This is a genomic window from Dietzia sp. JS16-p6b (genome assembly GCF_003052165.1).
Classification (GTDB): domain Bacteria; phylum Actinomycetota; class Actinomycetes; order Mycobacteriales; family Mycobacteriaceae; genus Dietzia.
The window spans coordinates 2,565,665-2,585,474 of the sequence record NZ_CP024869.1 but is presented as its reverse complement, the minus strand read 5'-3'; the positions used below and the strand labels follow the sequence as shown (position 1 = coordinate 2,585,474).

The following is a 19,810-nucleotide window of genomic DNA, read 5'->3' as shown; positions in this document are numbered from 1 at the left end:
ATGACCGACACCGCACTTCCCACCGCGTACACCCCGCGCCTCAAGGCCCGGTACAGCTCCGAGATCAGGCCGGCGCTGAACGAGACGTTCGAGTACGCGAACGTCATGCAGATCCCCGGCGTCGTCAAGGTCGTCGTCAACATGGGCGTCGGCGACGCCGCCCGTGACGCCAAGCTGATCAACGGCGCCATCAACGACCTCACGCTCATCACCGGCCAGAAGCCGCAGGTCCGTCGGGCCCGCAAGTCCATCGCGCAGTTCAAGCTCCGCGAGGGCATGCCCATCGGCGCCCGTGTGACGCTCCGCGGTGACCGCATGTGGGAGTTCCTCGATCGCCTGACGACGATCGCCCTCCCGCGTATCCGCGACTTCCGCGGCCTGTCGGGCAAGCAGTTCGACGGTCACGGGAACTACACCTTCGGCCTCAACGAGCAGACCATGTTCTACGAGATCGACGTGGACAAGGTCGACCGCCCCCGGGGCATGGACATCACGGTGGTCACCACCGCGACGAACGACGAAGAAGGTCGGGCGCTGCTCAAGCACCTCGGCTTCCCCTTCAAGGAGGACTGACCCCCTCCTCGGGCCGGACCGGCCGTCCGCGTCGGGGCACCGCATCCAGCGGGTCCCCGGCGGCGGGCAGACGGCCCAGCCGTCGGGTCGTGAATGACGAGAAGAGCGTCACGCACGGCGGGTTCCGCTTTAGATCGGCGACGATCGGCGGCACCCACACAACCGAACATTCGAACTCTTCGTGATAGGCCCACGACGGACGGGGCCGGCCCACAGGTCGGCGCGGACCGTGCTGCATGGGAACCGTGACGAGAAAGGAACATGGTAACTCCATGTCGATGACCGACCCCATCGCGGACATGCTGACGCGTGTGCGTAACGCCAACTCGGCGTTCCACGACACCGTCTCCATGCCGCATTCCAAGCTCAAGGGCAACATCGCGGCGATCCTCAAGCAAGAGGGTTACATCAGCGACTACACCGTCGAGGACGCCGAGGTGGGCAAGAAGCTCACCATCGACCTCAAGTACGGCCCGTCGCGCCAGCGCAGCCTCCAGGGCATCAAGCGAGTCTCCAAGCCGGGTCTCCGCGTGTACGCCAAGTCCACCGGCCTGCCCAAGGTCCTCGGCGGCCTCGGTATCGCGATCATCTCGACCTCCCAGGGTCTGCTCACGGACCGTCAGGCGAACAACAAGAAGGTGGGCGGGGAAGTCCTCGCCTACGTCTGGTAAGGGGCGAGATATGTCACGTATCGGCAAGGCTCCGATCACCGTTCCGTCCGGAGTCGACATCAAGGTCGACGGCCAGACGATCACCGTCAAGGGTCCCAAGGGTGAGCTCACCCAGGACCTGCCCGCACCGATCACGGTGACGGTCGAGGAGGGCACCCTCACGGTGAACCGTCCCGACGACCACCGCGACAACCGCTCCCTGCACGGTCTCTCCCGTTCCCTGGTCAACAACATGGTCGTGGGAGTCACCGAGGGGTACGTGCAGAAGATGGAGATCTTCGGCGTGGGCTACCGCGTCGTGGCCAAGGGCCAGGACCTCGAGTTCGCCCTCGGCTACTCGCACCCCGTGCCGATCGCGGCACCCGACGGCATCACCTTCGCCGTCGAGGGGGCCACGAAGTTCTCGATCTCCGGGATCGACAAGCAGCAGGTGGGCCAGATCGCCGCCAACATCAAGCGTCTGCGGAAGCACGACCCGTACAAGGGCAAGGGCATCCGTTACGAGGGCGAGCAGGTCCGTCGCAAGGTCGGAAAGACGGGTAAGTGACCATGAGCAGCACACAGAAGCGTTCCCCGCTGGGTACCGATGTCTCGACGGCGCGTCGAGTCAGCCGCGCCCGGCGCCACTACCGCCTCCGCAAGAAGGTCGCCGGCACCCCCCAGCGTCCGCGGCTGGTCGTCAACCGGTCCTCGCGTCACATCCACGCCCAGATCATCGACGACCAGGCCGGCCACACGCTGGCCGCGGCGTCGACGATCGAGGCCGAGGTGCGCACTCTCGAGGGCGACAAGAAGGACCGCAGCGCCAAGGTCGGCCAGCTCCTGGCCGAGCGCGCCAAGGCAGCCGGCATCGACGCCGTCGTGTTCGACCGTGGTGGCAACAAGTACCACGGCCGGATCGCGTCGTTGGCCGACGCCGCCCGCGAGGGTGGGCTGGAGTTCTGATGACCAACACCACTGCACTGACCTTTAACGGAAGGACCGTCTGATGCCGGGACGTCAGCGTCGTGACGGCGGCACCGGGCCCGCCGCGGACAACAAGACCACCACCACCAACGACAACGCCCAGGCCGGCCGCAGCGGCGGCGGGGGCCGCGGCCGTGGCGGAAACGATCGTCGCGGGGGCCGCGACGACGAGAAGTCACAGTTCATCGAGCGCGTCGTGACCATCAACCGCGTGTCCAAGGTCGTCAAGGGCGGTCGGCGGTTCAGCTTCACCGCCCTCGTGATCCTGGGCGACGGCAACGGCATGGTCGGCGTCGGGTACGGCAAGGCCAAGGAGGTGCCGGCGGCGATCCAGAAGGGGTCGGAGGAGGCACGGAAGAACTTCTTCCGCGTCCCGCTCATCGGCTCCACCATCCCGCACCCGATCCAGGGTGAGGCCGCTGCGGGCGTCGTCATGCTCCGCCCGGCCTCTCCGGGTACCGGTGTGATCGCCGGCGGCGCCGCGCGCGCCGTCCTCGAGTGCGCCGGCGTGCACGACATCCTGTGCAAGTCGCTGGGGTCGGACAACGCCATCAACGTCGTTCACGCGACGGTGGCAGCGCTCAAGGGTCTGCATCGTCCCGAGGAGGTCGCGGCCCGCCGCGGCCTGCCCATCGAGGACGTCGCTCCCGCGGGCATGCTCCGCGCACGTGCCGGACAGGGGGCGTAGATCATGGCCAACCTCAAGATCACCCAGGTCCGCGGCACGGTCGGGACCAAGCAGAACCAGAAGGACTCCCTGCGGACGTTGGGACTCAAGGGCATCCGGAAGACGGTCGTCCGTGAGGACAACGCCCAGACACGGGGTCTCATCAACGTCGTGAACCACCTCGTCGTGGTCGAAGAGACGGAGTGAGCATGACCATCAAGTTGCACCACCTGCGCCCGGCACCCGGCGCCCACACCGACAAGACCCGCGTGGGTCGTGGTGAGGGCGGTAAGGGCGGCAAGACCGCCGGTCGCGGTACCAAGGGCACCAAGGCACGCAAGAACGTCCCCGCGGCGTTCGAGGGTGGCCAGATGCCGATCCACATGCGGCTCCCGAAGCTCAAGGGCTTCAAGAACCGCAACAAGGTCGTCTTCCAGGTCGTCAACGTGTCCGACATCCAGCGGTTGTTCCCCTCCGGTGGGCAGGTCGGCGTGGCCGAGCTCGTCGCCGCAGGCGCCGTCCGCAAGAACCAGCCGGTCAAGGTCCTGGGCGACGGGGACATCTCCGTGGCCGTGACCGTGGCCGCCGACAAGGTCTCCGCGTCGGCGAAGTCCAAGATCGAGGCCGCCGGCGGAAGCGTGTCGGAGGCCGGGGCCTGAGTCCCCGACGGTCCCCGTGAGGGGACCGGCTGACGGGTGCAGGGGTCGGGTCCGAGAGTCTCGGATCCGGCCCCTGCACTCATCTTGATACAGTTTTTCTTGTTGTGCGTTCGGGGCCCGGCTCACTGCCGCCGGTCTGACCTCCCCGACGCATCGGCATTCGACGAAGGTGGCGGCCACGGGCCGTCCATGACCAGGAGGACATGTGCTCTCCGCACTCGCGTCCGCGATCAAGGACCGGGACCTGAGGAAGAAGATCCTCTTCACCCTCGGGATCATCATCCTCTACCGCATCGGCGCGCAGATCCCGTCGCCCGGTGTCGACTACCCCAAGCTCCGGGGCCTGCTCGACACCGCCCTGACCGGAGACAACGCGCAGTTGTACTCCCTGGTCAACCTGTTCTCCGGCGGGGCGCTCCTGCAGCTGTCCGTGTTCGCGATCGGCATCATGCCGTACATCACGGCGAGCATCATCGTGCAGCTGCTCACCGTGGTGATCCCCTACTTCGAGCAGCTCAAGAAGGAGGGGCAGTCCGGTCAGGCCAAGATGACGCAGTACACGCGGTATCTCACCATCGCGCTCGCCCTTCTGCAGTCCGCGGGCATCGTGGCCCTGGCCGACCGGGGGCAGCTGCTGGGCAACGGGGAGTCGGTCCTCATGGACAACGACATCCTGACGCTCGTCACCATCGTCATCGTGATGACAGCCGGCGCCGCTCTCGTCATGTGGTTCGGTGAGCTCATCACCGACCGCGGGGTCGGCAACGGCATGTCGCTCCTGATCTTCGCCGGCATCGCCTCGAGGATCCCCGCCGAGGGCGTCAACATCTACCAGAACTCCTCGACGCTCAAGTTCACGGCGGTCATGTTCGCGGTGGTCCTGATCGTGGTCGCGGTCGTCTTCGTCGAACAGGGCCAGCGTCGAATCCCGGTCCAGTACGCCAAGCGCATGGTCGGCCGGCGTCAGTACGGGGGCACCTCCACCTACCTGCCGCTCAAGGTCAACCAGGCCGGCGTCATCCCGGTGATCTTCGCGTCCTCGATGATGTACGTGCCGATCCTCATCACCCAGTTGATCCAGGGTCCCGAGCCGGCGGCGGACGGCTTCTGGCAGCGCTACGTCATGCAGTACCTGCAGAACCCGTCCAGCTGGGGCTATATCCTGCTGTACTTCGCGTTGATCATCTTCTTCGCGTACTTCTACGTGGCCATCCAGTTCGACCCGATGGAGCAGGCCGAGAACATGAAGAAGTACGGCGGGTTCATCCCGGGCATCCGCCCGGGGCGCCCGACGGCCGAGTACCTCGGCTACGTGCTCAACCGGATCCTGCTGTTCGGATCGCTGTATCTCGGGTTGATCGCCGTGCTGCCCAACATCTTCCTCGACATGGGCAGTGGGGGTGGTGACATGCAGAACATGCCGTTCGGTGGCACCGCTGTGCTCATCATGGTGTCCGTGGGTCTCGACACCGTGAAGCAGATCGAGGCGCAGCTCATGCAGCGCAACTACGAGGGCTTCCTCAAGTAGGCGTTCGCGACCCCGAGCACATCACACTGTAGAAAGGCTGGTCCTCACCATGCGTCTCGTCCTCCTCGGCCCTCCCGGTGCCGGCAAGGGAACCCAGGCGGCCCTGCTCTCCGAGAAGCTCGGCGTGCCGCACATCTCCACGGGTGATCTCTTCCGCGCCAACATCTCGCAGGGGACGGACCTCGGCATGGAGGCCAAGTCCTACATCGACGCCGGGAACCTCGTTCCCGCGGACGTCACCAACCGGATGGTCGAGGCCCGTATCGCCGAGCCCGACGCCACGGAGGGCTTCCTGCTCGACGGGTACCCCCGCAGCGTGGAGCAGGCGGACGCGCTCAAGGAGATGCTCGCCGCGGCGGGTCAGGAGCTCGACGCCGTGATCGAGTTCAAGGTCGACGAGGACACCGTGGTCGCGCGGATGCTGGCCCGTGGCCGCGAGGACGACACCGAGGACGTGATCCGCAACCGCATGGCGGTGTACCGCTCCGAGACCGCACCCCTTCTCGAGTACTACGGCGCGGACGTCACCACCGTCGACGCGGTGGGCGAGGTGGACGAGATCAACGCGCGCGCCCTGGCCGCGCTGGATCGCTGATCCGACGTGTTCGGCCGGTCGCGCACCAGCGTCGTCACCGCGCGTACCCCCGGTGAGCTGGACGCGATGGAGGCGGCCGGCCGGATCGTCGGTCGCGCGCTCGTGGCCGCCCGCGACGCCGCGGTGCCCGGCGCGACCACAGCGGATCTCGACGAGCTCGTCGACCAACTGATCCGGGACGCCGGCGCGGTGCCCTCGTTCAAGGGGTACGAGGGCTTCCCCGGCTCGATCTGTTCCTCGGTCAACGAGGTGGTCGTGCACGGTATCCCGGGATCGGCCACCGTGCTCCGCGAGGGTGACCTGGTCTCGGTCGACTGCGGCGCCATCCTCGACGGGTGGCACGGGGACTCCGCCTGGACCTTCGGCGTCGGCGAGCTGGACCCCGATGTCGCCCTCCTCAACCAGGCGACCCGCGAGGTCCTCGAGGAGGGCATCCTGGCGATGTCGCCGGGAAACCGGCTGACCGACGTCTCCCATGCCCTCGAGCTCGCCACCCGCCGCGCGGAACAGCGCCACGGCGTCGCCCTCGGCATCGTCGACGGGTTCGGTGGGCACGGGATCGGGCGTGAGATGCACGAGTGGCCTTTCCTCGCCAACGAGGGCAAGCCGGGCAAGGGGCCGAGGCTCCAGGAGGGGTCGGTCCTGGCCGTCGAGCCGATGTTGGTTCTCGGTGGGGAAACCGACACCCGGACCCTGGCGGACGACTGGACCGTCGTCACGGTCGACGGCTCGCCGTCGTCGCACTGGGAGCACACGGTCGCCGTCACCGCCCACGGCCCACGGGTGCTCACCCCCCGCCCCCGAGACTGAGTCCCGTACGGACCGGGCGGCGCCCGGGGGAGCCGTGCCGGTGGCAGACGGGTCCGGGTTAGGGTGTTCCCACTGTCGACCACCGGCCCGAAAGGTCAGGGCATGCCCGTTCACCCACACGTGCGCCGAACCACCACCTCGACGCGCGCGGCGATCGCGGCCGCCCTCGCGGTGCTCGTGATCCTGGCCCAGCTCACGGGACCAGCCCCCTCGGCGGGGGCCCAGTCGGTCATGGAGGGCGGAACGGGATCCCTCATGGAGGACCCGCAGCCGGCGCCGTTCTATCACGCCGACCCCGCGGTGCTCGCGGGAGCGGCACTCGGTGAGGTGATCAACACCCGCGTCGTGACCATGCCGGCGTTCGCCGGGTACGAGGTGACGGAGATCGCGTACCGGTCGACCGACACCCGGGATCGTCCGATCCTCGCGACGGCGACGGTGGTCCGGCCGCCCCACGCCCGACCCAACGGGCCGGTCCTGAGCTACCAGCACTACCTGAACGCCCTCGGCCAGCGGTGCGCCCCCACGGAGACCCTGGTCAACCCGACCCTGGAGACCGCGCAGGACAACGCGATGGCGTTCCTCCGCGTCCGGTTGGACCAGGGGTGGACGGTGATCATTCCCGACCATCTCGGGCCCAAGGTGGCCTACCCCGGTGGTCAACTGTCCGCGCGGATCGTGCTGGACGGGATGCGGGCGGTGCGCGACGACCCCCGCTTCGACGCCCGGGACAGCCGCTTCGGCGCGCTGGGGTATTCCGGCGGAGGCATCGCCAGTGCCTGGGTCTCGGTCATGCACCACGACTACGCGCCGGACGTCAACCTCGTGGGCGTCGCGCAGGGCGGTATCCCGACGGACATGACGACGATGGCCCGGATGATCGGCAACGGGCCGCACCCGGCGTTCGGGTTGGCCTTCGCCGCCGCCGTGGGGATGGCCCGGGAATACCCGGAGGACATCCGACTGGAGGACAGACTCACCCCCGAGGGATGGGCGCTGTTCGAGCAGATGAAGGGGCGGTGCACGGCCTCCCTGCTGTTCTTCGGCGCGTTCCGCTCCGTGCCGCTGGTCCTGCAGGGGGGAGACCTGGTCGCCGAGGAGGGTCTGATGCGCGCGTTCGCCGAGAACAGCGTGCGACTGTCGCCGGTCGCCCCCCGCGTGCCGGTGTTCATGTGGCATTCCCGGACCGACCCGCTGGTGCCCTTCTGGGACGCGGAGGAGACCGCTGCGCGCTACTGCCGCGAGGGGACCCCGCTGACCTGGGAGCCGGGCCTGGCGCCCGAGCATCTCCTCGGCGCGGTGGAGAAGCTGCCGGCGGCGATGAACTGGCTGCAGGAACGGTTCGACGGGGTCCCGGCGGGACGCGCCTGCTACGGATGACCGCCGATTGGCACTGCACCGCGCACTGACGTAGGCTTATACGTCGGTGTGCCCACCAGTGCACCAGAATCCGGTAGATGACATCCGGGGAATCGTGGAGGACCGTTACCAGCATGGCAAAGAAAGACGGAGCCATCGAGGTCGAGGGCCGGGTTGTCGAGCCGTTGCCGAACGCAATGTTCCGCGTCGAGCTCGAGAACGGACACAAGGTCCTGGCGCACATCAGTGGGAAGATGCGGCAGCACTACATCCGCATCCTTCCCGAGGACCGCGTGGTCGTCGAGCTGTCGCCGTACGACCTCACCCGCGGTCGGATCGTCTACCGCTACAAGTAAATCGCTCAACTCCCCGTACCAGCCGCTTCCCGCATCGTCGGCGAGGCGGGTACCACACCCCTGGATGCGGAGGCCAGGGCCCCGGACGGATGCTCATCGTGAGATGACCATGCGCCAGCGGGGACGGTCGGGGAGCAGACCTACCGCACGACGAAAGAGAAACGCCACATGGCACGTCTTGCCGGCGTCGATCTCCCACGCGACAAGCGTATGGAGATCGCGCTCACCTACATTTTCGGCATCGGTCGCACGCGGGCCGTCGAGATCCTCGAGCGGACCGGGATCAGCCCGGACCTGCGCACCAAGGATCTCACCGACGAGCAGCTGACCGTCCTTCGTGACGACATCGAAGGCAACTACAAGGTCGAGGGTGACCTCCGCCGTGAGATCCAGGGCGATATCCGCCGGAAGATCGAGATCGGCAGCTACCAGGGCATCCGCCACCGCCGGGGTCTGCCCGTCCGCGGACAGCGCACCAAGACCAACGCCCGGTCCCGTAAGGGCCCGAAGAAGACCGTCGCCGGAAAGAAGAAGTAATGCCCCCCAAGTCACGCGCTGCGGGCCCCAAGAAGACGGGCCGTCGCAGGGAGAAGAAGAACGTCGCTCACGGCCAGGCCCACATCAAGAGCACGTTCAACAACACGATCGTCTCGATCACCGATCCGTCCGGTGCCGTTCTGGCCTGGGCGTCCTCGGGCCACGTCGGGTTCAAGGGCTCGCGCAAGTCGACGCCCTTCGCCGCTCAGCTCGCCGCCGAGAACGCGGCCCGCAAGGCGCAGGAGCACGGCATGAAGAAGGTCGACGTCTTTGTCAAGGGCCCGGGTTCGGGTCGTGAGACCGCGATCCGTTCACTCCAGGCCGCAGGCCTCGAGGTGGGCACGATCTCCGATGTCACCCCCCAGCCCCACAACGGCTGTCGTCCGCCCAAGCGGCGTCGAGTCTGAGCCGGAAGGAACGTAGAGAACCATGGCACGTTACACCGGCCCCGTCACCCGCAAGTCCCGCCGTCTGGGCGTGGACCTCGTCGGTGGGGACACCGCATTCGAACGTCGGCCCTTCCCGCCCGGCCACCACGGCCGCGCGCGGATCAAGGAGTCCGAGTACCGCACGCAGCTGCAGGAGAAGCAGAAGGCCCGCTTCACCTACGGCGTGATGGAGAAGCAGTTCCGTCGCTACTACGAGGAGGCCAACCGCCGCGGCGGTAAGACCGGTGAGAACCTCCTCCAGATCCTCGAGTCGCGTCTGGACAACGTCGTGTACCGCGCGGGTCTCGCGCAGACGCGTCGCCAGGCACGCCAGCTCGTGAACCACGGCCACTTCCGGGTCAACGACCAGAAGGTGACCATCCCGAGCTACCGGGTCTCGCAGTACGACATCATCGACGTCCGTCCCAAGTCCACCAAGATGGACTGGTTCGAGATCGCCCAGGAGAGCCTCGGCGAGCGTCCCGTCCCGGCGTGGCTGCAGGTCGTCCCCACGACGCTCCGCATCCTCGTCCACCAGCTCCCCGAGCGCGCGCAGATCGACGTGCCGCTGCAGGAGCAGTTGATCGTCGAGCTCTACTCGAAGTGATCCGTCCTCCCTCGTCGCCGGGAGGGCCGCACATCGCGGCCCTCCCGGCGACGGTGGGTTACTACGGCGTCAAATAGCGGACGCCGAGAATCGAAAGAGGTAGCACATGCTCATCTCCCAGCGGCCCACACTCACCGAGGAGGTCGTCTCCGAGAACCGTTCGCGGTTCGTGCTCGAGCCCCTCGAGCCCGGTTTCGGCTACACCATCGGGAACTCGCTGCGTCGCACGCTGCTGTCGTCCATCCCGGGCGCGGCCGTGACCAGCATCCGTATCGAGGGTGTCCTGCACGAGTTCACCACCGTGCCGGGCGTCAAGGAGGATGTCACCGACATCATCCTGAACCTCAAGGGCCTCGTCGTCTCGTCCGTCGAGGACGAGCCGGTCACCATGTACCTCAAGAAGCAGGGTCCGGGCGCCGTCACCGCCGGCGACATCGTCCCGCCCGCGGGCGTCGAGGTGCACAACCCGGACCTGCACATCGCCACCCTCAACGAGAAGGGGCGCCTGGAGATCGAGCTGGTCGTCGAGCGCGGTCGCGGGTACGTCCCCGCCGGGCTCAACAAGGACGCGGGACACGAGATCGGCCGCATCCCGGTCGACTCGATCTACTCGCCCGTGCTCAAGGTGACCTACAAGGTCGAGGCCACCCGTGTGCACCAGCGCACGGACTTCGACCGCCTGGTCCTCGACGTCGAGACCAAGAACTCGATCACCGCGCGTGACGCCCTGGCGTCCGCCGGCAAGACCCTGGTCGAGCTCTTCGGCCTGGCGCGGGAGCTCAACGACGAGGCCGAGGGCATCGAGATCGGGCCCAGCCCGGCCGAGGCCGATCACATCGCCGCCTACGGCATGCCGATCGACGACCTGGACCTGTCCGTCCGGTCCTACAACTGCCTCAAGCGAGAGGGAGTCCACACCGTGGGCGAGCTCGTGGCGCGCAGTGAGTCCGACCTGCTCGACATCCGCAACTTCGGTCAGAAGTCGATCGACGAGGTCAAGGTCAAGCTCGTGGAGCTCGGCCTGTCGCTCAAGGATGCGCCCCCCGGGTTCGATCCCGCCTCGGTCGCCGGTTACGACGCCGAGACCGGCACGTGGACCGACGAGGGTGGCGAGGATTACGCCGAGACCGAGCAGCTCTGACGAGCTCTCAGCACACCATTCCTAGGAGAATCTGATGCCCAAGCCCAAGAAGGGCGCCCGCCTCGGCGGATCCGCTTCCCACCAGCGGCTCATCCTCTCGAACCTGGCCACCCAGCTGTTCGAGCACGATGCGATCCGCACCACGGAGACCAAGGCGAAGCTGCTTCGTCCGTACGCGGAGAAGCTCATCACCAAGGCCCGTCGTGGCACGCTGGCCGACCGTCGTGAGGCCGCCAAGGTCATCCGCGACAAGGACGTCCTGCACAAGCTGTTCGCCGAGATCGGCCCCCGGGTCGCGAACCGCGACGGCGGCTACACCCGGATCGTCAAGCTCGAGAACCGCAAGGGCGACAACGCGCCCATGGCGATGATCGCGCTCGTCACCGAGGAGCTCGCCTCCGCCGAGGCCTCCCGTGCCACCCGTGCCGCCGCCTCCAAGAAGGCCGCGGGCCCGGCGGAGCCCGCCGAGGAGACCACGGACGAGGTGACCGCCGAGGCCGAGGCCAACAGCCCGATCGCCGATCAGGTTGAGGCCGCGGACGACGCCGACGTGGACACCGCCGAGGAGACCGCCGACGCCGTGTCCGAGGACACGACCCACGCCACCAGCGAGGACACCGACAAGGCCTGAGTCATCGAGGGCCGATCCGTCCCGGATCCGGTGTGAGGGGCCCCGCCCGCCGCGTCATGCGGAGGGCGGGGCCCCTTGTCGTCCAGAGCCCCGCCGTCCAGAGCCCCGTCGTTCAGAGCCCCGTCGCTCACAGCACCGCGCCGACGGCCTCCGCCATCGCCACGTGCCCCGCCTGCGTCGGGTGCATGGGATGCGACCGGGTCTCCTGCCCGGTGAAGTCGGTGTACCGCTCCGCGGCGGGCGCGCACGCGCTCCGTTCGGCGGCGTCCTCGGGCAGCACCACGTCCGCGCCCGCCCGATCGGCGGCGTCCGCCACGATCATGTTGATCCGCTCGGTCACGTGGCGTGTCCACGTGACGTCCCCGGGGCTCATCCCGGAGACGAACTCGCACCCGCCGTCGTCGGGGACCAGCGGCAGGTAGGCGGTGGTGACGACCCGCGCGTCGGGGGAGCGGTCGCGGATCCCTTCGTACACCCGGTCCAGCCGGTCGCCGAGCGCGTCGAGTTGATCGGTCACCGCGTCCTCGAGCCGGTCGCGGCACGGCGCCCCGGTCTCCGCCCGTGGGGTCTGGACGATGCAGCCCACCATCGCGCCGAATCCGATGTCGTTCCCGCCGATCGACAGCGTGACCAGGTCCGTGTCGGGGGTCAGTGCGTCGAACTGGGGCGGCGTCTCAGGGATCTGGGGTTCGGTCATGTCGGTCGTCTCCGCGCCACCACACGTCACGTCGACGAGTTCTCCCACGTCCCGGCGCTCGGCGAGGAGAGACGCGTAGTTCGCGGTGGACCGCAGGCACCGGTCGGGCCCGCTGGTGGGGGTGTCCGTGGCGCCGAGGGCGGCGAACGAGTCGCCCAGGGCCACGTAGCGGGCGTAGGTCGGGCCGGCGTCGGGGTCGAGTTCGGTGACGGCCGTTGGTGGACCGTCCGCGGCCCCCTCGTCGTCGGCGGCGCAGGCCCCCAGGGCGGAGGCGGCGGCGAGGGCGGTGGCGAGGACGGCGACGGGGGCCGCGAGGCGGGGAGACTGCATACCACCATCCTGGACGAGTTCCGCTCTCCGCGTTCTCAGTCCACCCCGACCCTCCGCAGGATCCGCAGCGCGATGACCGTGATCCACGGGTTCGGCTCGCGGGATGCCGGGTACTCCACGTGGGTGGCGCCGGGATACCCGCGGGCGCCGGCCCACCGTCCGTCGGCGCGACGCCGCCGGCGGAGCACGTCGAGACCGTCGGAGAGCCGCTCGTCGGCGACGACACCGGCCGCGGTGACGGCGTCGAGGCCCCGCAGGACGTCGAATCGCCACCGCGCGGGATGGTGGAGCCGGGTGAACTCCGGGCGGATCACCTGGCCGGTCCGGTGGCTGCGGAACAGCCTGTGGACCAGCAGGAACTCGATGGCCTCCGCGCGGGCCCCGGCGACCTCGTCGGCGCGGTACGCGTGCCCGGCCGAGAGATAGGCGGTGAACCCCTCAATCACGCTCGTGGTGCTGTGCACGGAGGAATGCGTGGCCCCCGACCGCGTGCTCCGGCAGTTGAACCCGCCGTCGGCCATGCGCTCGGCGAGGATCGCGTCGATCAGCCCGGCCAACAGAGGCGTCTGCGCGCCGAATCGGCTGCAGTAGGTCAGCGCCATACCGTTGATGCACACGTCGCTGCGGTGGGCGGTCGGGCTCACGCGGAGGCCGCCGTCGGCGCACCGTGGCGCCTCCAGGACCATCCGCACGGACGAGGTCGCGCGGGGGTCGCCGGGGTCCAGCCCCAGCCCGGCGAGTTCGAGCACCGTGTCGTGCGTGCTGGTCCACTGGGGCAGGGCGAAGCCGGATCCCCAGTGCCCGTCCGAACGCCGGTACCCGAGCAGCGCCGCGCCCACCCCGGAGTCCGCGATAGCGGACCGCAGCACCGGGTCGTCACGGTCCTCCAGGTCGCGGGCGGCGAGGTACGCGGACGACGGGTCGGCCGCCCGCAGCCACGGCAGCACGTCGGGGTGGCCGCTCATGTCCCCGAGATCACGCGCGCCGGCAGCGCGCGCCGGATCCGACGGAGGGTCTTGCACCCCCACACGTAGTGGCTCGAGGTGGCGGAGACGAGGTAGGCACCGAGCGTGGTGCTCCCGGTCCAGGCGTGGCGGCCCCGGGTGAAGAGGTCCTCGTCGGAGTGCGAGGAGATCACGGCGAGGCACCGGGCGTGGCTGCCGGCGAGCAGGTCGACGGCGTCGGCGTACGAGGTGCCCAGGTAGCGCTCGCGGATCTCGGCGTTGATCGCCGGGGTCTCGCGCCAGGTGCGCCCCTCACCGGGGATCGCGGGCGTACCGCCGGCGTCCCCCGTCTCCGCCCAGCCCAGGGCCATGAGCTGCCAGGCGTGGATGTGGGTGAGCACGTCCCGCGGGTGCCGGGAGGTGTCCTCGATCTCCGCCTCCCAGGTGACGTCGGCCAGTACCACGGGGTCGAACCGGTCGAGGGCGAGGTGCAGCCGCTCGTACTCCCCGGCGGCCGCCTCGAGCAGTGCGGTCTTGGTGGTCGGGCGCGGCATGACCCGAGCCTGCCACGGCCGGGGCCGGTGGACTAGCGTCGACGGTCATGATCACCCCGTCGGAGTTCGCGGCCGACACATCCACCCGCCGGATCCGCCTGGACGTGGCCTACGACGGCACCGACTTCTCCGGGTGGGCCCGGCAGCCCGGCCTGCGCACGGTGTGCGGGGTCCTGGAGGAGCAGCTCGGGACCGTGTTGCGCCACCCGGTGACCCTGACGGTCGCCGGCCGCACCGACGCCGGGGTCCACGCCCGGGCCCAGGTGTGCCACCTCGACGTGGACCCGGCGTGGCTGGATCAGCGGTCGTTCGACGGGCGCCCCGAGGCTCTGGTGCGCAGACTCGCCAGGCTCCTGCCCCCCGACATCGCGGTGATGCACGCCCGGTGGGCGCCCGCGGACTTCGACGCCCGCTTCTCGGCGCTGCGCCGCCACTACGAGTACCGGCTCACCACCGCGCCGTGGGGGCCCGAGCCGACCCGCGCCCGCGACACCGCGGCCTGGACACGGACGGCGGACCTGGACGCGGTGCGTGAGGCCTCCTCGCGACTGCTGGGCCTGCACGACTTCGCGGCGTTCTGTCGTCGCCGGGAGGGCGCCACGACGATCCGGGAGTTGCAGCGCTTCGACTGGCGCGCCGAGCCGGATCCGCGCGGGCCTGACGCGCCCGGGGCGGCCGAGGTGTGGACCGCGTCGGTGAGCGCCGACGCGTTCTGCTGGTCCATGGTGCGCAGCCTGGTGGGCGCGGTGATGGCCGTGGGGGAGGGCCGGCGCGGCCAGGAGTGGATCACCGGGCTGCTGGACGAGAGGCAGCGGTCGTCGGCGGTGCCCGTGGCGCCCGCGTGCGGCCTGTCGCTGGTGGGGGTGGACTACCCGGCGGATGTCGACCTCGCGGCCAGGAACCTCACCACCCGTGAGGTGCGCCCCGGCCCGGATCGCGGCCCGGGGGCCGGGGCGGAGTGCTGCGGGGGGTAGTCGGCTACCCGCTCGCGGCGTCGAAGATCGGCGAGAGTGCGAACAGCATGACCATCGACCAGACCACGTGGGTGACGATGGGCCCCAGCACCCCGCCGGTGCACCGCCGCTGCACCGCGGTGACCAGACCCAGCACGAGCGCGGCGACCACGAGCAGCGGGATGCCCGCGGCGGCCGTGACGGCGCCGTAGATCAGCGTGGTCACCAGGATCGGGTGGATGCGCGAGGTGGCCGAGTACACCGCGCCGCGGTGGAAACACTCCTCGGCGGCGCCGTTGACGGCCGTGAGCAGGGCCACCAACGCCAGGTTGCCCACGGTGGCGTGGGCGAGCAGCGCCTCGACGGGCTCGCGGAGCGGTTCGATCTGCGCCACCACCACCGCCCCCACACAGAACACGAGGGCCAGGGCCGTGGCGGCGAGGACCGAGGACAGGATCGGTCGGCCCGGGCGGTAGGGCTCGCATCCCACCCGGATCGGGCCGGAGGCGAAGGCCCCCACCAGCCACACCGCCGCGAGCAGGGCGGTGGCCGGATAGAACATGGTGTCGCCGGGTGGGATCCGCAGCGCCCAGGCGCTGACGGCCGTGCCCACGACCAGGGTGATGACGACGACGACGAGGCGCCGGCGCGTGGGCGGCACCGGCGCGGTCTCCATCTCGCCGGTGCGGAAGGCGTGCCGGTAGCGGCCGAGCAGGGTGGTGGGCGCGGGCTCAGGCATGGGGTCGATTCTGCCCTCGGTCATGCTCGCCCGTGTCCCTCGCCCGCGGTGCCCATGGCGCCGGTCTCTACTTCCCCGTGCGGGCGTGCCACACGGCGGGCGGGCGCACCCCCGCCCAGTCGGCGTCGCTGGGCAGCAGCCGGGCCGGGTCGCCGAGTGGGTCGGCCGCGGGCCACAGCGCGGGCCGGGCGGGGCCGTGGGGCACGCGCAGGGCCTCGCGCAGGGCCTGCCGATAGCTCGTGCGGCCGCCGGGCGGGGCGCCGAGCACCTCGTCGGCGTCGTCGTTGAGGACGATCGCCTCGCAGCGCAGCGATTCCACCAGCGGCCGGGCCAGGCCGGTCTCGAGCGGGGTGACCAGACCCATCCACAGCGAGGACAGCTTGGGGGTCAGTACGGGGACGGGGACCATGAGCCGGCGGTGCAGCCCGGCCTCCTCGGCGTAGATCTGCATCATCTGCCCGTAGGTCAGCACGTCGGGGGAGCCCACGTCGATCACGCGGCCGTCGGCGAGCTCGCCCTCGAGGGGAACCGTGGTGGCGGCGGCGAGGTAGTGGACCACGTCCCGGACGGCGATCGGCTGGATCCGGTTGCTCACCCACTTCGGGGTGACCATGCCGGGGAGCCGGGTGGTCAGATGCCGGATCATCTCGAAGGACGCGGACCCCGAGCCGATCACGACCCCGGCCTGGATCACCAGCGCCGGCACGGACGAGGCCAGCATGATCCGCCCCACCTCGACGCGCGAGCGCAGGTGCGTCGACAGGTCCGTCTCGCCCTCCGGGTGCAGCCCGGACAGGTGCACGATGCGCCCCACCCCGGCGGCCTCGACGGCCCGGACGAAGATCTCGGTGGTCTCGCGTTCCTCCTTCTCGAAGTCCGCGGTGTGGCCCATCGAGTGGACGAGGTGGCAGGCCACATCGACGCCGGCGAGCGCCTCGGTCAACGCGACCTCGTCCGCCAGCCCGCCCTCGTGGATGGCCACCTGGTCCCGCCACGGCACGTCGTCGAGCCGGGAGGGGGTGCGCGCCAGGACAGAGACGCGGGCACCGTCGGCGAGCAGTCGGGGGACGAGCCGGGAGCCGATGTAGCCGGTCGCACCGATGACGAGGACGCGCGGGCCGGCGGGGGCGTCGGGGGATCCGTGGGGCGTGGACATACCCGAGACTCTTCCAGTGTGGGCGCGCTCGCGCACCCGTTGTGCGGTCGGCCAGCCGACCCGCACGCTCGGCCCGAATCCGGTCCCGGGTGTGCCGCTTCCGGGCACGAGAGGCGCGATATCCGGATACTGGATTCAGACGAGGCGGACGGACCGTGACGGACGGAGGGAGAACGGATGGCGATCGGCGCGGCACGACCCCGACAACTCTCCAGGTCGATGGACCTGTCCGGCGTCCGCATCGAGACCGCCAGGCTGCGTTCGGAGCGGGCCGTGGCCACCTTCTGGCGGTGGTGGTCCGAGGGCGGGTGTCGTCGTACGACCGCCGCGATCGAGTCGGGGAACGCCCGCCGGGTGGTCCCGGAGATCACCTCGCTCATCGAGGCCATCGATCCCGGTCTCTCGTGGGAGTTCGTCCCCGCATCCGAGGGTGATCCGCACCGGCTGACCGTCACCGCGGCCGGGGTGCCGGAACTGCGCGGGGTGGCGCGCCGCTGGCTCGCCCAGGCCCCGCCCGACGATTCCGAGTGGACATTCGCCGACCTGCGTGACCCGGTCCCCGGGCGCGCCATGCACTTCCGCGACCGGCGGCTGGGGTTCGACGAGGCGGAGGTGGTGGTGGACGTGGGGCTCTCCCGGGCCGACGTGACCGTCCACCATCCCGGGTTCGCCGGACTGGTGGGATCCGATCCCTCGATCGCCGCCTACCTGTTGCTCGACGCGATGTGCGGCGAGGCCGCGGTGGAGACGTGGGTGGGCACGATCCGCTCCAACGCCACGGCCCCGGGGGACGATGCGGTGTCGCTGTACGCGCTGCCCGGCATCTTGCGGGAGATCGAGCAGGAGAACACCGACGAGGCGGGGGAGCCGGCCTGGCAGATCCTGCACGGCGACACCTCGCAGGGTCCGATGGTCGCCGTGGTGCGCGTGCCCCTGGTGGCGCTCTCGGCACCGGAGTTCGACCGGCACGTCGCCGTCCACGTGCCCTATACGGATGTCGAGGACTGCGGGCTGCCGGGGTCGGGCTCACTGCCCGGGCTGCGGGACCTCGAGGACCACCTGGTCGACCGTCTGGAGGGCACAGGCGAGTGCGTGGGCGCCGAGAGCTGCAACGGCCGCCGGCTCCTGCACTTCTACGTGGACTCCACCACCCCCGCGCACGAGCAGCTGCGCGTGGCCTGCTCCGGCTGGGACCAGGGCGAGGTGACCCTGACGGTCACCGACGATCCGGGCTGGCGGAAGGTTCAGCACCTGAGGGTGTGAGATCGCCCGGGGCCTGACTCTGGCCCGGCCCCGGTACGGTGCCGACGAAGGCGTCTTCGCCCGGGCCGGTCACCACGGACACCCGCCGGGTGGGCCCGGAACGGGGTTCCACGGAGATCCATCCCGGTATCCGGCCGTCGAGCACCAGGTCGGGCGGGTTCGACGTCGTCGCCCCGCCGGTCGAGGACAGGTCCCAGTCGGCGTCGACCCGGATCACGGTCGGTGGCGTCACGTCAGGACCACCGGGTCCGGCTAGTGCGTCGATCCGACCCTCACTGAGGGCACCGTCGACGTCCCAGAACACCGCGTCCACCGGTGTGCCCACATCAGAGGCGTCAGCGGCAACGATCCGGTACCTGGTCTCGTCGGCGATCGCCGACAGTGATCGCCAGCGGTCCGGGACGTCTGTGACCACTGCGACCCGGTATCCCGCCGCCACCGCGCGGAAGGCCACCTGGCGGCACACGGCGGAGCCGGCCGCGAGGAGCACCGAGCGCAGGTGGGGCCCGGCCAGCTGGACGGCGGCCGCGTCGCCCGCCCGTGTCGCGCCGAGGATCTGACCGCACCCGTGGGCGGGTGGAGCGAGCTCGTCGAGGTGGTCGAGACGCCGTCGGACGAGAGATCCGGCGACCGCATCGGGGAGTTCTTCACCCGGGATGGGAAGCACGCGCGGAGTCGGCAGGGGATGGCATGAGTCCGCACACGGGGGCAGCGCGCCCGGGGTGAGTCCCGCGAGCCACACGCTCGATACCGTGTCGACCACGTCGTGGCGTCCCGGCACGCGTCGGAGTCGGAGCACCTCGGTGATCGCCGACGCTCGCACCGAGGTGAGGGCGTCCACGACTTCACGCGGGCCGGCACCGGGGCGGACCACGAATGCCGTTCCTTCCGTGGGCTCGACCTCTGCCTCGAGGAACCGTTCGGCGAGCTCGGTGGCGTCGAACACCCGGCACGGGACGCCGTGGTGGACCAGTGATCGGCGCAGGCGCTCGGTGGCCCCCGTGATGAGACTCGCGAGGGAGCCCCGCCCCGCGCCGTCCTGGCAGGCCAACGCCAACTCGGAGACGTCGAACCTGAGGAGGAGGTGGACGCGCCGGTGTGAGATCAGCGGCAGCGGACCGACGAGCGAGCCATACACGTCGCCGTCGGGACCCGATGCGGCTCGCCGTCCGTGGACCACGACGTCGATCCCCTCGAGCGACACCCCGCCCTGATCCAGCTGGCGTGCGACAGCGCTCAGCGGGAGCCGTACTCCCCGGAAGTCGGCCGGGTCATCGCGGCCGACCTCTGTGGTCAGGAGGGCACCGGCGGAGATCTCGACTCCTGTCGTCACCACCCGGTGACCCTCGACGCAGCCGACCAGTGAGAAGTCGGGGGAGACGAGGTCCACGACGTCCACGGGGAGACGGCGCGAGCGAGGGCCGCGGACCGAGAGCGGTCGTCCTCGACGACGGACCGTGACCGTACCGGCGACCAGAGTGGCGACGCCGAACTGTATCCAGGGTTGCCACTGCGGAGGGCAGATCACCGCGAGCGCGGCCGAGGAGACGAGGACGACCACGACCGCGGCAAATGCGCGAAGGGTGATCATCGGTCCTCCTCCAGGCCTGGTCGAGGGCGTGGAAGGCCGCCCGGGAAGCCCGGCC

Annotated in this window: 25 protein-coding genes; 19 read left to right on the top strand and 6 right to left on the bottom strand. The window is 70.0% G+C overall.

What is annotated here, in order from left to right; translation table 11 throughout:
• The 17 genes from rplE to rplQ all read left to right on the top strand — a co-directional run bounded on the left by rplE (window position 1) and on the right by rplQ (window position 11,528).
• Entirely contained in the window at window positions 1–573 is a 573-nt protein-coding gene (rplE, locus tag CT688_RS11815) for a 50S ribosomal protein L5 (protein ID WP_107757056.1), read from the top strand.
• Between the two features lie 272 nt (window positions 574–845).
• Window positions 846–1,244 (top strand): 30S ribosomal protein S8, encoded by a 399-nt coding sequence (gene rpsH / locus CT688_RS11810; protein WP_107757055.1) that lies wholly within the window; start codon window positions 846–848, stop codon window positions 1,242–1,244.
• 10 nt (window positions 1,245–1,254) lie between these two features.
• Window positions 1,255–1,791, top strand: coding sequence for a 50S ribosomal protein L6 (gene rplF / locus CT688_RS11805; RefSeq protein ID WP_107757054.1), 537 nt, complete (start codon window positions 1,255–1,257; stop codon window positions 1,789–1,791).
• Window positions 1,792–1,793: 2 nt separating this feature from the next.
• Window positions 1,794–2,189 carry a 50S ribosomal protein L18 gene (rplR, locus tag CT688_RS11800; protein ID WP_107757053.1) on the top strand — a complete coding sequence of 132 codons (396 nt, stop codon included), beginning with the start codon at window positions 1,794–1,796 and terminating at the stop codon, window positions 2,187–2,189.
• Window positions 2,190–2,232: 43 nt separating this feature from the next.
• Window positions 2,233–2,898: a 30S ribosomal protein S5 gene (gene rpsE / locus CT688_RS11795; RefSeq protein WP_107757052.1), complete on the top strand. Its 666-nt coding sequence runs from the start codon at window positions 2,233–2,235 to the stop codon at window positions 2,896–2,898.
• Window positions 2,899–2,901: 3 nt separating this feature from the next.
• Complete coding sequence (rpmD, locus tag CT688_RS11790) at window positions 2,902–3,084, top strand: 50S ribosomal protein L30 (RefSeq protein WP_017838209.1); 183 nt, start codon at window positions 2,902–2,904, stop codon at window positions 3,082–3,084.
• Between the two features lie 2 nt (window positions 3,085–3,086).
• On the top strand, window positions 3,087–3,536 hold the full coding sequence (gene rplO, locus CT688_RS11785; RefSeq protein WP_017838210.1) for a 50S ribosomal protein L15: 450 nt from the start codon (window positions 3,087–3,089) through the stop codon (window positions 3,534–3,536).
• Window positions 3,537–3,741: 205 nt separating this feature from the next.
• Window positions 3,742–5,064: a preprotein translocase subunit SecY gene (gene secY, locus CT688_RS11780; protein WP_107757051.1), complete on the top strand. Its 1,323-nt coding sequence runs from the start codon at window positions 3,742–3,744 to the stop codon at window positions 5,062–5,064.
• Window positions 5,065–5,113: 49 nt separating this feature from the next.
• A complete protein-coding gene (locus CT688_RS11775; protein WP_107757050.1) occupies window positions 5,114–5,659 on the top strand; it encodes an adenylate kinase in 546 nt (181 codons plus the stop codon).
• Window positions 5,660–5,665: 6 nt separating this feature from the next.
• Window positions 5,666–6,469, top strand: a complete 804-nt coding sequence (gene map / locus CT688_RS11770) for a type I methionyl aminopeptidase (protein ID WP_107757049.1) — start codon at window positions 5,666–5,668, stop codon at window positions 6,467–6,469.
• 102 nt (window positions 6,470–6,571) lie between these two features.
• Window positions 6,572–7,849 (top strand): lipase family protein, encoded by a 1,278-nt coding sequence (locus CT688_RS11765; RefSeq protein WP_194305419.1) that lies wholly within the window; start codon window positions 6,572–6,574, stop codon window positions 7,847–7,849.
• Window positions 7,850–7,962: 113 nt separating this feature from the next.
• Window positions 7,963–8,184: a translation initiation factor IF-1 gene (infA, locus tag CT688_RS11760; RefSeq protein ID WP_010541191.1), complete on the top strand. Its 222-nt coding sequence runs from the start codon at window positions 7,963–7,965 to the stop codon at window positions 8,182–8,184.
• Between the two features lie 168 nt (window positions 8,185–8,352).
• Window positions 8,353–8,721 carry a 30S ribosomal protein S13 gene (gene rpsM, locus CT688_RS11755; protein ID WP_017838215.1) on the top strand — a complete coding sequence of 123 codons (369 nt, stop codon included), beginning with the start codon at window positions 8,353–8,355 and terminating at the stop codon, window positions 8,719–8,721.
• On the top strand, window positions 8,721–9,128 hold the full coding sequence (gene rpsK / locus CT688_RS11750; RefSeq protein WP_017838216.1) for a 30S ribosomal protein S11: 408 nt from the start codon (window positions 8,721–8,723) through the stop codon (window positions 9,126–9,128). Before rpsM ends, rpsK begins: the two co-directional genes overlap by 1 nt.
• Window positions 9,129–9,150: 22 nt before the next feature.
• Window positions 9,151–9,756, top strand: a complete 606-nt coding sequence (gene rpsD / locus CT688_RS11745; RefSeq protein WP_107757048.1) for a 30S ribosomal protein S4 — start codon at window positions 9,151–9,153, stop codon at window positions 9,754–9,756.
• Between the two features lie 106 nt (window positions 9,757–9,862).
• Window positions 9,863–10,897, top strand: a complete 1,035-nt coding sequence (locus tag CT688_RS11740) for a DNA-directed RNA polymerase subunit alpha (protein WP_017838218.1) — start codon at window positions 9,863–9,865, stop codon at window positions 10,895–10,897.
• A gap of 34 nt (window positions 10,898–10,931) precedes the next feature.
• Window positions 10,932–11,528, top strand: a complete 597-nt coding sequence (rplQ, locus tag CT688_RS11735; protein ID WP_107757047.1) for a 50S ribosomal protein L17 — start codon at window positions 10,932–10,934, stop codon at window positions 11,526–11,528.
• Window positions 11,529–11,655: 127 nt separating this feature from the next.
• Here rplQ and CT688_RS11730 read toward each other — a convergent pair whose 3' ends face one another.
• From CT688_RS11730 to CT688_RS11720, 3 genes are read right to left on the bottom strand one after another with little or no spacing between them, the layout of a single operon-like run.
• Window positions 11,656–12,555: an SGNH/GDSL hydrolase family protein gene (locus CT688_RS11730; RefSeq protein WP_107757046.1), complete on the bottom strand. Its 900-nt coding sequence runs from the start codon at window positions 12,553–12,555 to the stop codon at window positions 11,656–11,658.
• Window positions 12,556–12,590: 35 nt separating this feature from the next.
• On the bottom strand, window positions 12,591–13,520 hold the full coding sequence (locus CT688_RS11725; protein ID WP_107757045.1) for a hypothetical protein: 930 nt from the start codon (window positions 13,518–13,520) through the stop codon (window positions 12,591–12,593).
• Entirely contained in the window at window positions 13,517–14,053 is a 537-nt protein-coding gene (locus tag CT688_RS11720; protein ID WP_107757044.1) for a ClbS/DfsB family four-helix bundle protein, read from the bottom strand. Before CT688_RS11720 ends, CT688_RS11725 begins: the two co-directional genes overlap by 4 nt.
• 47 nt (window positions 14,054–14,100) lie before the next feature.
• Here CT688_RS11720 and truA point away from each other — a divergent pair, with 47 nt between their 5' ends.
• On the top strand, window positions 14,101–15,027 hold the full coding sequence (gene truA / locus CT688_RS11715) for a tRNA pseudouridine(38-40) synthase TruA (RefSeq protein ID WP_107757043.1): 927 nt from the start codon (window positions 14,101–14,103) through the stop codon (window positions 15,025–15,027).
• 4 nt (window positions 15,028–15,031) lie between these two features.
• Here truA and CT688_RS11710 read toward each other — a convergent pair whose 3' ends face one another.
• Window positions 15,032–15,745: a CPBP family intramembrane glutamic endopeptidase gene (locus CT688_RS11710; RefSeq protein ID WP_228549257.1), complete on the bottom strand. Its 714-nt coding sequence runs from the start codon at window positions 15,743–15,745 to the stop codon at window positions 15,032–15,034.
• 67 nt (window positions 15,746–15,812) lie between these two features.
• Window positions 15,813–16,901, bottom strand: a complete 1,089-nt coding sequence (locus CT688_RS11705; protein WP_107757041.1) for an NAD(P)H-binding protein — start codon at window positions 16,899–16,901, stop codon at window positions 15,813–15,815.
• A 177-nt stretch (window positions 16,902–17,078) separates the two neighbouring features.
• On the opposite strand from CT688_RS11705, the gene CT688_RS11700 reads away from it, so the two are divergent.
• A complete protein-coding gene (locus CT688_RS11700) occupies window positions 17,079–18,164 on the top strand; it encodes a DUF695 domain-containing protein (protein ID WP_107757040.1) in 1,086 nt (361 codons plus the stop codon).
• Here the strand turns inward: CT688_RS11700 and CT688_RS11695 are convergent.
• A complete protein-coding gene (locus CT688_RS11695) occupies window positions 18,118–19,755 on the bottom strand; it encodes a type VII secretion protein EccE (RefSeq protein ID WP_107757039.1) in 1,638 nt (545 codons plus the stop codon). The genes CT688_RS11700 and CT688_RS11695 overlap by 47 nt on opposite strands.
• Window positions 19,756–19,810: the final 55 nt, after the last annotated feature.

Excerpts from the sequence above, each read along its gene's own strand:
- rplE (WP_107757056.1), top strand. The coding sequence starts at position 1 with ATGACCGACACCGCACTTCCCACCGCGTACACCCCGCGCCTCAAGGCC.
- rpsH (WP_107757055.1), top strand. The coding sequence starts at position 846 with ATGTCGATGACCGACCCCATCGCGGACATGCTGACGCGTGTGCGTAAC.
- rplF (WP_107757054.1), top strand. The coding sequence starts at position 1,255 with ATGTCACGTATCGGCAAGGCTCCGATCACCGTTCCGTCCGGAGTCGAC.
- rplR (WP_107757053.1), top strand. The coding sequence starts at position 1,794 with ATGAGCAGCACACAGAAGCGTTCCCCGCTGGGTACCGATGTCTCGACG.
- rpsE (WP_107757052.1), top strand. The coding sequence starts at position 2,233 with ATGCCGGGACGTCAGCGTCGTGACGGCGGCACCGGGCCCGCCGCGGAC.
- rpmD (WP_017838209.1), top strand. The coding sequence starts at position 2,902 with ATGGCCAACCTCAAGATCACCCAGGTCCGCGGCACGGTCGGGACCAAG.
- rplO (WP_017838210.1), top strand. The coding sequence starts at position 3,087 with ATGACCATCAAGTTGCACCACCTGCGCCCGGCACCCGGCGCCCACACC.
- CT688_RS11775 (WP_107757050.1), top strand. The coding sequence starts at position 5,114 with ATGCGTCTCGTCCTCCTCGGCCCTCCCGGTGCCGGCAAGGGAACCCAG.
- CT688_RS11765 (WP_194305419.1), top strand. The coding sequence starts at position 6,572 with ATGCCCGTTCACCCACACGTGCGCCGAACCACCACCTCGACGCGCGCG.
- infA (WP_010541191.1), top strand. The coding sequence starts at position 7,963 with ATGGCAAAGAAAGACGGAGCCATCGAGGTCGAGGGCCGGGTTGTCGAG.
- rpsM (WP_017838215.1), top strand. The coding sequence starts at position 8,353 with ATGGCACGTCTTGCCGGCGTCGATCTCCCACGCGACAAGCGTATGGAG.
- rpsK (WP_017838216.1), top strand. The coding sequence starts at position 8,721 with ATGCCCCCCAAGTCACGCGCTGCGGGCCCCAAGAAGACGGGCCGTCGC.
- rpsD (WP_107757048.1), top strand. The coding sequence starts at position 9,151 with ATGGCACGTTACACCGGCCCCGTCACCCGCAAGTCCCGCCGTCTGGGC.
- CT688_RS11740 (WP_017838218.1), top strand. The coding sequence starts at position 9,863 with ATGCTCATCTCCCAGCGGCCCACACTCACCGAGGAGGTCGTCTCCGAG.
- rplQ (WP_107757047.1), top strand. The coding sequence starts at position 10,932 with ATGCCCAAGCCCAAGAAGGGCGCCCGCCTCGGCGGATCCGCTTCCCAC.
- CT688_RS11730 (WP_107757046.1), bottom strand. The coding sequence starts at position 12,555 with ATGCAGTCTCCCCGCCTCGCGGCCCCCGTCGCCGTCCTCGCCACCGCC.
- CT688_RS11725 (WP_107757045.1), bottom strand. The coding sequence starts at position 13,520 with ATGAGCGGCCACCCCGACGTGCTGCCGTGGCTGCGGGCGGCCGACCCG.
- CT688_RS11720 (WP_107757044.1), bottom strand. The coding sequence starts at position 14,053 with ATGCCGCGCCCGACCACCAAGACCGCACTGCTCGAGGCGGCCGCCGGG.
- truA (WP_107757043.1), top strand. The coding sequence starts at position 14,101 with ATGATCACCCCGTCGGAGTTCGCGGCCGACACATCCACCCGCCGGATC.
- CT688_RS11710 (WP_228549257.1), bottom strand. The coding sequence starts at position 15,745 with ATGCCTGAGCCCGCGCCCACCACCCTGCTCGGCCGCTACCGGCACGCC.
- CT688_RS11705 (WP_107757041.1), bottom strand. The coding sequence starts at position 16,901 with ATGTCCACGCCCCACGGATCCCCCGACGCCCCCGCCGGCCCGCGCGTC.
- CT688_RS11700 (WP_107757040.1), top strand. The coding sequence starts at position 17,079 with ATGGCGATCGGCGCGGCACGACCCCGACAACTCTCCAGGTCGATGGAC.
- CT688_RS11695 (WP_107757039.1), bottom strand. The coding sequence starts at position 19,755 with ATGATCACCCTTCGCGCATTTGCCGCGGTCGTGGTCGTCCTCGTCTCC.